Annotated in this window: 9 protein-coding genes; 5 read left to right on the top strand and 4 right to left on the bottom strand. The window is 46.1% G+C overall.

What is annotated here, in order from left to right; genetic code table 11:
* Positions 1 to 47 precede the first annotated feature (47 nt).
* Positions 48 to 350, top strand: a complete 303-nt coding sequence (locus HQ865_RS03545) for a hypothetical protein (protein WP_173413564.1) — start codon at positions 48 to 50, stop codon at positions 348 to 350.
* Here HQ865_RS03545 and HQ865_RS03540 read toward each other — a convergent pair.
* Positions 347 to 1672, bottom strand: a complete 1326-nt coding sequence (locus tag HQ865_RS03540; protein WP_173413563.1) for an MFS transporter — start codon at positions 1670 to 1672, stop codon at positions 347 to 349. The genes HQ865_RS03545 and HQ865_RS03540 overlap by 4 nt on opposite strands.
* Positions 1673 to 1868: 196 nt before the next feature.
* Positions 1869 to 2615 (bottom strand): DeoR/GlpR family DNA-binding transcription regulator, encoded by a 747-nt coding sequence (locus HQ865_RS03535; protein ID WP_173413562.1) that lies wholly within the window; start codon positions 2613 to 2615, stop codon positions 1869 to 1871.
* A 223-nt stretch (positions 2616 to 2838) separates the two neighbouring features.
* Between HQ865_RS03535 and HQ865_RS03530 the strand changes: the two genes are divergently transcribed.
* The 4 genes from HQ865_RS03530 (at position 2839) to HQ865_RS03515 (ending at position 9660) form a co-directional block, all read left to right on the top strand.
* Entirely contained in the window at positions 2839 to 5946 is a 3108-nt protein-coding gene (locus tag HQ865_RS03530) for a SusC/RagA family TonB-linked outer membrane protein (RefSeq protein ID WP_173413561.1), read from the top strand.
* A gap of 8 nt (positions 5947 to 5954) precedes the next feature.
* Positions 5955 to 7514: a SusD/RagB family nutrient-binding outer membrane lipoprotein gene (locus HQ865_RS03525; RefSeq protein ID WP_173413560.1), complete on the top strand. Its 1560-nt coding sequence runs from the start codon at positions 5955 to 5957 to the stop codon at positions 7512 to 7514.
* Positions 7515 to 7525: 11 nt separating this feature from the next.
* Positions 7526 to 8326: a DUF4397 domain-containing protein gene (locus HQ865_RS03520; protein ID WP_173413559.1), complete on the top strand. Its 801-nt coding sequence runs from the start codon at positions 7526 to 7528 to the stop codon at positions 8324 to 8326.
* A 92-nt stretch (positions 8327 to 8418) separates the two neighbouring features.
* On the top strand, positions 8419 to 9660 hold the full coding sequence (locus tag HQ865_RS03515; RefSeq protein WP_173413558.1) for a serine hydrolase: 1242 nt from the start codon (positions 8419 to 8421) through the stop codon (positions 9658 to 9660).
* A gap of 2 nt (positions 9661 to 9662) precedes the next feature.
* Here HQ865_RS03515 and HQ865_RS03510 read toward each other — a convergent pair whose 3' ends face one another.
* Both HQ865_RS03510 and HQ865_RS03505 read right to left on the bottom strand, forming a co-directional pair.
* Positions 9663 to 10658, bottom strand: coding sequence for an alpha/beta hydrolase (locus tag HQ865_RS03510; RefSeq protein WP_173413557.1), 996 nt, complete (start codon positions 10656 to 10658; stop codon positions 9663 to 9665).
* Between the two features lie 70 nt (positions 10659 to 10728).
* Positions 10729 to 11949 carry a nucleoside permease gene (locus HQ865_RS03505; RefSeq protein ID WP_173413556.1) on the bottom strand — a complete coding sequence of 407 codons (1221 nt, stop codon included), beginning with the start codon at positions 11947 to 11949 and terminating at the stop codon, positions 10729 to 10731.

Genomic DNA, 11949 nt, shown 5'->3' with positions numbered 1-11949 from the left:
GTAAGAAAAACACACAAACAAAGGTTGTAAAGAGGTGTTATTAGTATATGATCCATCAGAAACACAACATATTTCCGGTAAAGTTTAACCACAACGGCACATCGTTCGAGACAAAGGTTTTAAAACACAATTACCGCCGCGAAACACTTTACAAAATAGCCCTGCCATCGGCAATATCTGATGTTCAGCAGAGCTGGCTGGCACTTAATAAAAATGGCGAATGGAGCCAGATCATGGGCAGCGCTACACCGGTGTTAGTGCAGCAACTCATCAACGTGATCAGCGCGCAGGAGCAGATACAAAGCATTTACCAGGAAAACCCGGGCGACCGCAACCTGAAATCGGCCTAATCGGCGTTTAACGCCGCTTCTTTTTTCTTACGGCTCTCGGCTACCTGCAGAACGATCAGCAACAGTAAGCCGATAACAAAAAACACATCCAGCGCCAGTGCTGAATTACGCATGGTGCTGGTATGATCTTCCACATAAGCGAAAACGGCTAAGCCAACTACAATCGATAGCTTTTCGGTAGCATCATAAAAACTGAAGTAAGATGCCGTATCCGGTATATTTTCGGGCAGCAGTTTAGCATAAGTTGAACGCGAGAGCGACTGTACCCCTCCCATTACTAAACCCACAGCAAACGCGGCTACATAAAACTGGCTTTGGTTGGCGATAAAGTAAACGCACAGACAGGTTATGGTCCAAAAAACTACCAGCACAATCAACGCCTTTGTATTACCCCATTTGTTGGATGCCAGCGAGGTCAACCAGGCGCCAATGATAGCCACCACTTGTATCACCAGTATAATGGTGATCAGGTCGTCGTCCTTCATGTGTAACTCCTTGGCGGCAAATTCGGCGGCAACCAGCATAATGGTTTGCACCCCAACCGAGTAAAAGAAAAACGCGGGCAGGAACCGTTTTACCAAAGGCATTTCCTTGATCTTACCTAATACTTTAGCCAGTTCCTTAAACCCGCCTGTCAGTACATTAAACTTGTGCGATCCGGCGTTAGGCTCACCTTTAGGTAAGATCCGGAACGGAATAATGGCAAAACCTATCCACCATAAAAATACGATGACAAAGGATATGCGCGCGCCCATATCTTCGGTAATGCCAAAAGTATCGTGGAATAATACGCCTACCAAACAAACCAACTGCACTACAATGCTCCCCGCGAAGCCGTAAATAAAGCCTTTGGCGCTTACATCGTTTTGTTTATCAAGGGTGGCTATCTGTGGCAGGTACGAGTTATAGAACACAAATCCGCCGCAATAACCTATGGTGGCCAGGCCAAAGCAGATCATGCCAAATTCTATCGGTCCGCCCTCCTTCATAAAAAACAAACCGGCACAGGCCAGGCTACCCAACCAGGTAAATAATTGCAGGTACAGTTTCTTGGCGCCGCGATAATCGGCAATGGAAGTTAATATGGGCAATAAAACCACGATCAGCAGGTACGATGCCGCCAGCACATAGTTTTGCAAAACCGTATTTACAAACTTGTGCCCAAAAAAGCTGACGGTGTTTTTACCGTAAACCGTATTAGCGGTAATGCCTACGTAATAAGCCGGAAATATGGTAGAGGTAATTACCATATTGTACGATTGATTGGCCCAATCGAACATGCACCATGCCCAAATGGTTTTCTTATTGTTTTTGTCTTCCATTGTGATGGTTTAAAAATACATTTTAGGTTAGAGTTTAACCACAAAGGGAACAAAGATATTACAGGAGAATTAACCACAGAGGTCACAGAGAAAAAGCACGGAGGACACAGAGCTTTGCAAAGTCATCAGGAGAAGCGAACTTTATTCTCTGTGTCCTCTGTGTAAACCTCCGTGTCCTCTGTGGTTAAAATCTTAATCAATACAACTGCAAATGCTGCTTACGATAAGCCTGCAGGATATGATCAGCCGGGTCAAGATCGGTGATGAGGCAACTGATCTGCTGCAGGTCGCATACGCGCATGCGCTGTACCGAGTTCAGTTTTTCGGCAATACACATAATAACCAGCCGTTTTGATGCTTTGATCATGGCCTTTTTTACCTGTACAATATCCAGGTCCGAATCTGTTACGCCATCCTGCAAGGATATACCATTTGTACCAAGGAAGCACAGGTCGAATTTGATCTCGCCAAGATAACTTACCACCTGGGTGCCGGTGCACACCTGCGAATCTTTGGAAAGTTCGCCGCCTATCAGCACTACTTTTATTAGCGGGTGATCGGCCAGTTGCAGGGCTACCGGCGGGCTTATGGTAAATATGGTAACCGACAGATCGGGTGGCAGCATGGTAACCATCTCGATAATGGTTGTGCCGCCGCCGGTTAATACCACCATGCCATCCTTAATCAGCCCGATGCCTTTGCGGGCTATACCCTTCTTTGCATCAGCCGCGTAAATATTGTTATGCTGAAACGGATAATGATACGAGCGCGATAAAGCCCCGCCATGCACCTTCACTACCTGCCCCGATTCGTGCAGTTCGTTCAGATCGCGGCGCACGGTATCTTCCGATACGTTCAGCTCGATGGCCAGATCGGATGACAGCACCTTGTTGTGGAGGTTTACCTGCCTGATGATATAGGTATGGCGCTCTTTTTTAAGCATAGCAAAGTGTATTTTTTACAAAAAGAAAAGTTGCGGTTTTCTGCATGGTTTTAAAATAAAATTAGCTAAATCATGCAAAACATAAAATTAATTTTACATATCTTTATTAACTGTTTTGCAAACATGCGGTTTTTCGAACCAATTCCCGCAAAAACCTGCAAGTTTAAAAGCAGCCTTGCAAGCATAACAAACAACTAATATAAATTAACCAAACAATTCACGTATGAAAAAAAGTTTACTCCTTTTTTTCCTGGGACTTTGTTGCTGGACCGTGCAAACCTATGCACAGGCCCAAACCGTTACAGGAAAGGTAACTTCGGCCGAGGATCGGTATCCCCTGCCGGGTGTAACCGTTAAGATCAAAGGAACAACAACCGGTACACAAACAGATGCCACCGGGGGTTTCAGCATCAGGGCTGTTACAGGCCAGGTGCTGGTGTTTTCCTTTATAGGTACCGTAACCCAGGAAATTAGCGTTTCGGCCGCGCAAGGCCCGATGAACGTAGCCTTAAAATCGGACACCAAACAAATTAACGAAGTTGTAGTAACCGCACTGGGCCAAACTGTTAAGCAACGCGCGCTAGGTACATCGCAACAAAGCGTAAAAGGCGCTGATATTGCTGGTACACAACGCGAGAACTTCATTAACTCGTTGCAGGGCCGTATTGCCGGTGTGGAAGTTACCAGTACATCTGGCGTTCCGGGTGCTTCAACCTCAATCACCATCCGTGGTGTAAGCTCTATCAGCAGCAACAACTCCCCACTGTTTATTGTGGATGGTTTACCCATTGATAACAAAACGCTTAATACAGGTGCTTTCTATTCGGACGTAAGTTCGACTACTGCCTTAAGTAATCGCGGTATCGACTTTACCAACCGCGCGGCCGACATCAACCCCGAGGATATTGAAAGCCTTGTAGTGTTGAAAGGTCCGGAAGCTGCGGCTCTTTATGGTATCGACGCGGCTAACGGCGCCATCGTTATCACCACCAAACGCGGTAAACCGGGCGAAGGCCGTATCGATTACAGCAACAGTTTCCGCATAGAGCACGTTAACGGTGTACCACAGGTACAACACACTTATGCTCCCGGCACTGCGGGTAACCCACAAATTACAGCGCTGGCCAGTTCATACTACGAATACTTTGGCCCTGAATATCCGGCAGGTACCCAACTATACGATAACGTGAAGAACTTCTTCCAGGATGGTCATACCCAAAAGCATAACCTATCCTTCTCTGGTGGTACAGATCGCAGCAACTATCGCGTAGCTACCTCATACACCGGCCAAAACGGGGTGGTACCAAATAGTATTTATAATAAGCTTAACGTAACCGGCGCCACCCAAAGCACAGTTACCAAATGGTTAAAAACCGACCTTAGCATGAGCTACGAGTATGCTTATAACAGGCAACCGCTTAAAGGTGGCGTTGGCCCGCTGCTGGGTTTATTAGACTGGCCGCAAACAGACGACGCTGCCAACTATCTTACCCCGGCCGGCACCAGGCGATTGAGCGGCTTAGGCACCTTAGGTAGTGGCGAAGTTGACAATCCTTACTTCAGCGTAAACAAAAACCTCAACACATCAAAAAACAACCGTTTTTTAACCAACCTGGGCTTAACCATTACGCCCTTTAAATGGTTAAATATTAAAACTAACGCCGGTGTTGATGCTTACAATACCCAATACCTGCAATTAAGGCACCCTGAAAGTGCTATCGGCTTCAGTCGCAATGGTTTAATGGATGTGCTGAATGACCAAACCCGCAACATCAGTATACAAAACTTAGTTAACCTTACACCACAAAAGTTAATTAAAGACCTGAGCATTGATGCTACCTTAGGTAATTCAATCCTTTCGCAATATGGCGATAGCGAGGATGGTTACGGTGAGAACTTCTTAGACCCTAACTTTATATCGCTTAATAACACCCTGCCAACCAGCCGCGGTGTAAAAAGCACCATCAGCCAAAGGCGCTTATACAGCTACTTCGGCCGCGCTACCTTAAGCTATAAAGATTATTTATACTTGACCGGTACCATCCGCAATGACCATACATCTACTATCCCGTACGATAAAAGCTCATTCTACTACCCGTCAGTTTCTGCCAGCTTTGTATTTACCGACGCGTTTAGCGCTATGAAGAAATACTTCTACTCTGGTAAGTTACGCGCCGCGTATGCACAGGTAGGTAAGGATGCCCGCCCGTACTCGTACGCTGCCGCGCTTGAAAGCAAGCTGACCACCGGCGGCGGTTATGGCTACGGCTTCTACGGTCCTAACCCTGCATTAAAGCCAGAATTTGCTAAATCTTACGAAATTGGCGCCGAGTTATCATGGCTGCAAGACAGATTAGGTTTAGATGTGACTGTGTTCCGCAAAACCACTACCGATCAGATCGTGAACGATATCCGCGGCAGCTATGCTACAGGCTTCATCCTGTTCAACCTTAACGGTGCCGCCACCGAAAATAAAGGTATCGAGATCACCCTGCGTGGCACACCGGTTAAAACCAGCAATTTCACCTGGAATGCTACTGGTAATTTTTATGCTGATAAAGGTACTGTAACCGCGCTGCCAAACGCGCTGCCGGAGTCGTACGTATCAGATACCTGGCTATACAATAACGTGCGTAACGGTAACACCCCGGGCCATTCAACCCGCTCGTTAACCGGTTTATTTTACCTGCGCAACAACCAAGGCCAGATCCTGATCAGCCCAAGCTCGGGTCTGCCTATCCGCTCAACCACATTCTTTGATGCCGGTTACGACAGGAACCCTAACTTTACCTTTGGTTTAAGTAACAACTTCCAGTATAAAAACTTCTCGTTATCGTTCCTGTTAGATTTCAGGAAGGGCGGCGACGTATTGGATGCTACCGACCACTACCTGACCACCTTAGGTTTAAGCCCAAGCACGCTCGACCGTAAAACAAGCCGCATTATACCAGGTGTGTTACAGGATGGCAAGGAAAACAGCGCTACACCAACTGCTAACAACATTGTAGTTACGCCATACTATCAAAACGCTTACTATACATCAATGAGCGAGGAGTTGTTTATCCAAAAGAATATTAACTGGATACGTATGCGCGATGTAACACTGGCTTACCAGTTACCGCAAAGCTTATTAAGGAAGCAAAACTTTTTAAAGAATGCCAGCGTATTTGTAACCGCTACCGATTTGTTCCTGATCACCAACTACAAAGGTTTAGACCCAGTAGTTAACGGTAACACGGCAGCAGTAGGCGGTTCGGGCGCGGGTGGTATAGATTATGGCAACTTCCCGATGCCTATTGGTTTAAACTTTGGCGTTAAAATAGGATTATAAAGATGATCATGAAAAAGTTTCAAATTATATTATTATTAACCGCTTGCCTTGTATCGGTAAGCAGTTGTAAAAAGTACCTGGATGTTAATACCAATCCAAATGCTCCGCAGACTGTAACTGCGAACTTATACCTTTCGCCCATGGAGCACTGGATGGCCACCGCGCCAATTTACGATCAGCGCTTTATAGGCCGTTATACCCAAAACTTCACCTCCACCTCGGCTGGTACCACCTGGGACCTGCAAGGTTACGACCCGGCCAGTGATAACGGCGCCGAACTTTGGCGCGATGTTTACTGGAGCCTTGGCGATAACCTGATAGATATGATGACCAAGAGCGAGGCCGAGCAACGCTGGGACCTTTTGGGTGTAGGTTATGTGATGAAGGCCTGGGGCTGGTTAACCTTAACCGATATCCACGGCGAGATCATTGTTAAGGAAGCATTCGACCCGCTGCGTACTACATTTGATTACGACAGCCAGGAGTATGTTTATGGCGAAGTGCAGCGCTTATTAGGTTTGGCTATCACCAACCTGCAACGCACGGATGGCGCTGTTGACGCTACCTTTTTGGGCAAAACCGACCTGATCTATAAAGGCGACCGTACAAAATGGTTAAAATTTGCCTATGGCTTACTGGGGATGACACTTAATCACTACAGCAACAAATCAACCTATAAACCGGCTGATGTTATTGCTGCTATTGATAAATCGTTCGCCAGCAACAGCGACGATGCATTGTTGCAATATACCGGTACCGCTAATGATGACCGTAACTTTATAGGCCCAACCCGTAATAACTTTAACACTTACAGGCAAACCCCAATGATTGTTAACCTGATGAATGGTGGTGCTTTTGGTGGCGTTGTTGATCCGCGTATGAGCCGTATTCTTTCCGCATCGCCTGATGGTGTTTACCGTGGTGTTACCACCGGTGCAGGTACCGGCGCGTTTAATGCCAATACCCTGCCAAACAACATTTGGGGTTATGCTAGTTTGCCTGCAACCGGCACACCGGTAAGGTATATTTTTGACGACAAGAGCAAATTCCCATTAATGACCTATGCGCAATTGCAGTTTATTAAAGCAGAAGCGGCTTTCAAAGCCGGCGATAAGGCAACAGCTTTAACAGCTTACAATAATGGTATATCTGCCCATATTGATTTTGTGAACACCCGCAACTCAGAGAACGGTCAAAACGTTACCCAGATCACCGCTGCAGAAAAGTCGGCGTTCCTGTCAAACCCGCTAATCGTTCCAACAGCTGCTAATCTGAAGATATCGATGATCATGTGCCAGAAATACATCGCGCAATGGGCCTGGGCACCATGCGAAACATGGATGGACCTGCGCAGGTACCATTATACCGATGCAGACCCAGCCGGTGGCCAGGTGTTTATAGGGTATGTATTCCCAACCACGCTTTATACCGATAATGCTGGTAAGCCAGCTTACCGCATCAGGCCGCGTTATAACTCAGATTATGTATGGAACGTACCAGGCCTTACCGCTATAGGCGGCCTTGCCCCTGATTACCATACCAAACAAACATGGATAGTTCAACCTTAATTTTGACTATAATGAAAAGAAAATATATACAAATGGCAGCACTGCTGCTGTTATCCTTAACGTTCTCGTGTAAAAAGCAGGAGTTTAAAACTATCGACGCGCCAGTAGATCCGTCTGCCCCGCAGATCAAGTTCTTCAACTTTAGTGTGAACATGCCATCGGTAAACTTTTATGCTAATGACACCAAGGTAACCGCAACCTTAAGCGCTACCGGCGCCGAGGCCGCAGCAGGCTTGGCTTATGGCAGTGTATTACCTGCATCAAACTATGCTACAATGGCCGCGGGTAATTATACCTTTAAGGCTGTCGTATCGTCAACCGCTACTGCTAATGCCAACGTAACACTTGGTACAGTAACCGGCACGTTGGAAAGCAATAAGCTTTACAGCTTATATACCGGTGGCTTTTATAACACAACCACCAAAACCAGCGATATGTTCCTTATTGGCGATACCATGCCTGCTGATGATAAGGTAACCGTATCTATACGTTTGGTTAATACCATATCAAACGGTACCGAACCGTTAGACCTGTATGTTAAAAACACAACTACAGGTGCCGAAACTAAGGTAGCCAGCGCTGTTGCTTATAAATCAGCTTCGGCTTTTACAACCGTTCCAGTTGGTATTTACGAGTTGTATGGCCGTTATCCATCTAACGCAACAACCAACGTTGTTGTGCGTAACGGTACATCAGCAGTAGGCTTAACCCAGGGCCGCGTATATACCATTACCGCACTTGGCGATATGACGGTATCAACAACCGGTACTGCTACCAACCGTTGCCGTTTTGATAACACTACAAACCGATAAGTTAGAATGATCATTATACCCAATGCCCCGCTGTTATGGCGGGGCATTTTTATTTAAGCTTATTTTTGTAAAAGCTATCGCGCCATCCCATCATGAAAAAACTACTCTTCGCTACATTCATTATGTTTGCATCGTTAAACAGCTTCGCCCAACAACCGGATACCCTATTCCTGAAAAACATGCTGGAAAGCCATCCCGAACTATTTGCGGGGATATTGAAGCACCCTACCCAAAACGAGGTGCAGATACTGTATACACAGATAGACCGCGATGAGCATAACATACCGCATTTCAAATCGTACAGTTACCGGTTGAATCCTAAACGCTACTTCTACCCTGCCAGTACAGTGAAGTTGCCTACGCTCATCTTCGCGCTGGAGAAGTTGAATGAGTTGAAGATAAAGGGGCTCAGTCGGCAATCAAGCATGATAACCGACAGCAGCTTTGCCGGACAAACCAAAGTAACCCGCGATACCTCATCTAAAACCGGACTGCCGAGTTTAGAGAACTACATGAAGAAGATACTACTGGTAAGTGATAACGATGCCTATAACCGTTTGTACGAATTTGTCGGTCGCGAAGAGATTAACCAAAAGCTAAAAAAGTACGGACTAACCCAAACCCGCATTGTTGGCCGCCTCGCTATTGGCGATGGCGGCGACCGTGCACGCCACACCAACCCCATCCGCTTTTACAATGGCGATAAACTGATCTACACCAAACCTGAACTAATTGATAATAACGATTACCCGATGGCCGCAACCGACAACCTGCAACAAGGCAAGGGCTACTTGGACCGCAACGATAAACTGGTAATGGGACCGTTCGATTTCTCGAACATGAACAACTACCCGCTGGCCGATCAGCAGATGGTATTGCGACGCTTACTCTTCCCGGAAACATTTCCGAAGAACGAACGCTTTAACCTAACGGATAATGATTACCGTTTCATTTATAAATACATGAGCATGTATCCAACCGAAAGCAAGAAGCCAACTTATAACCGGCCCGATTACTTTCCGGCTTATTGCAAGTTTTTGTTTTATGGCGGCGACAGCAGCGCGGTCATCAACCCCGATATCCGCATATTTAACAAGGTGGGCGATTCGTATGGGTATGATATCGATAATGCCTGCATCGTCAACTTTAAAACCAAAACGGAATTCCTGCTATCGGCCGTAGTACAATCAAACGAGGATGGGATTTATAACGACAACAAGTACGAGTATACCACGGTGTGCCTGCCATTCCTGAAGAACCTGGCGCAGGTGATCTATCAGTACGAGTTAACCCGTCCTAAAAAGAATGAACCCAATTTAAGCAGGTATAAGTAGGATTATTTGCCCTTGAATATCTTATCTAAAAAGGCAACTGAATAATTCAGCGTCGGGGTAAACCATGGTTCGAACATGTTAAACGAATGCGGCGCGCCTTTAAAGGTATGCACCTCGTGGTAGATACCGCCTAAAGAATCCAACTTTTTGATCATATCCTCTCGGCCCGCATGCATACGGTCTACGCTGCTGTTCAGGAACAGGATGGGTGGTGTATGCTTATCTACATGCATTAGCGGACCGGCCTCTATCCACAGATCGCGGCGCTGGGCTTTGGTAGCCCCAAACCAGTACGTGCCTGCTGATGGATGCTTGCTCTCGTCCCCCTCGCCCGATTCGGGATGAACAAAGGCCAGCGTACCGTCCACATCTATAACCGCCTGCACAGCATCTGAAGTTATCCTGTAACCGGGGTTGCCCGGATATAAGGGATTATTGGCTGTGGTACCTATCAAAGCCGCCAATTGCCCGCCGGCTGAAAAACCCCATACGGCAATCTTATCCTTATCTATGCGATATTGACCGCTTTTATCACGCATCCATTTAATGGCCGTTTTTAAATCGTTTACCGCCGCGGGGTATAAAGCTTCGGTTGAGAGTCGATAATCGGCAGTGATAACAATATAGCCCCTTGCTGCGATTGATTGGGCCATTTGCCAGTGCATGGTGCGGTTACCCGAACGCCACCCACCGCCAAATATCATCAGCAAAGCAGGCAGCTTGCCTTTATATTTAGTTGGCGAAAAAACATCCAGTTTTAAAGCATGATTGTTAATGGTGCAATAAACAATATCCTTCACCGTGCTTACACTATCGCCCAGGTTTAGCTGCGGAATGCGGGCCTCGGGATTTGATTTTTTAACACCCGCGAACGCGCTGTTGTATGAGAATGAGGTATCGGGGATATTGGTTATCCCGCTTTGGGCATTGGAGGTTTGCAGTCCGGCTAATAAAGCTATGCCCGGTACCAGGATGTGGCGTAGATATTTGGCAATCATATCAACCAAATTAAATAAAAAATGTCATTCCGACAATTGGTCGAAATGACATTTACACTGTCTAAAACGATTATAATACGGCCGTTGATTCAGTTACTGCAACCGGCTTATCTCTGAAAAACAGCAGGAATGCAATAAGCACAACCGCAGCTATTTCAGCTGGAATCAACCAGATAGCATGCCAATCATGACCTGTGGCAGTTTTGTGCGCATCAACCAGCGGGCCTGAAATATAAGAACCGATTAGCATACCCACACCATAGGTAGCAAGTGTAATAAAGCCCTGCGCAGCGCTTTTAAAGCGATCACCAGCTAAATTATCTGTATAAAGCTGACCGGTTACAAAGAAGAAATCGTAACATACACCGTGAACTACAATACCGGCAATCAACATCCAGTAGTTTGCATCACCATTTCCATAAGCAAAAAACACATATCTTACTACCCAGGTGAGCATGCCTATCGCAAGCATTTTTTTCACCCCCAATCGCACAAAAAACAAAGGCATAGCTGCCATAAATATCAATTCAGACCACTGCCCCCACGATTGTTTAAAGGCAGCCTCCTTCATACCCGCTTCATTCAGAAACGGGTTTGTGAAATTATAATAAAACGCCAGTGGTACACAGATAGCAATTGAAGCCAGGAAAAAAATAAGGTAAGACCGATTTTTTAATAAACCGATTGACTCCAGGCCAATGAGTTCGCCAAAAGTGGTTTTCTGACCTTTCTTTACAGGTGGGGTATCTGGCAGGGTAAAGCTTAACAAACCTAACACTAATGAAGCCACAGCGGCCATTTTAAAAGTAAGTATCAGTGTATTATTATGCTCCCAGGCTAATTTCCCTATAATAGTCCCCGCAATGATCCAACCGAGCGTACCAAAAAAACGAATTGGCGGAAACTCCTTGTTGGGGTTGGTCATTTGCTTAAAAGACACCGAGTTAACCAGCGCCAGGGTTGGCATATAAATGATCATGTACAGCAATATCACAGGGTAAAAGCTGTCGAAATTACCAAGCGTAGTGGCATACCACATTAATGCCGCGCCAATAAGGTGAAGTATACCCAATATCCGCTGCGCTGAAAAATACTTATCAGCAATAAGACCGATAATGAACGGCGCTATGATAGCACCTAAAGACTGCGTTGCATAAGCGGTACCGATCTGTGTACCCGATGCTTTCAACGAATTAGCCAGATAGGTACCCATAGTAACAAACCACGCGCCCCAGATGAAAAACTCCAGGAACATCATGACGGATAATTTGATCTTAATTGTGCTTCCCAT

The sequence above is a fragment of the Mucilaginibacter mali genome, from assembly GCF_013283875.1.
In the GTDB taxonomy this organism is placed as follows: Bacteria; Bacteroidota; Bacteroidia; order Sphingobacteriales; family Sphingobacteriaceae; genus Mucilaginibacter; species Mucilaginibacter mali.
This window is presented reverse-complemented; position numbering and strand designations above follow the sequence as displayed.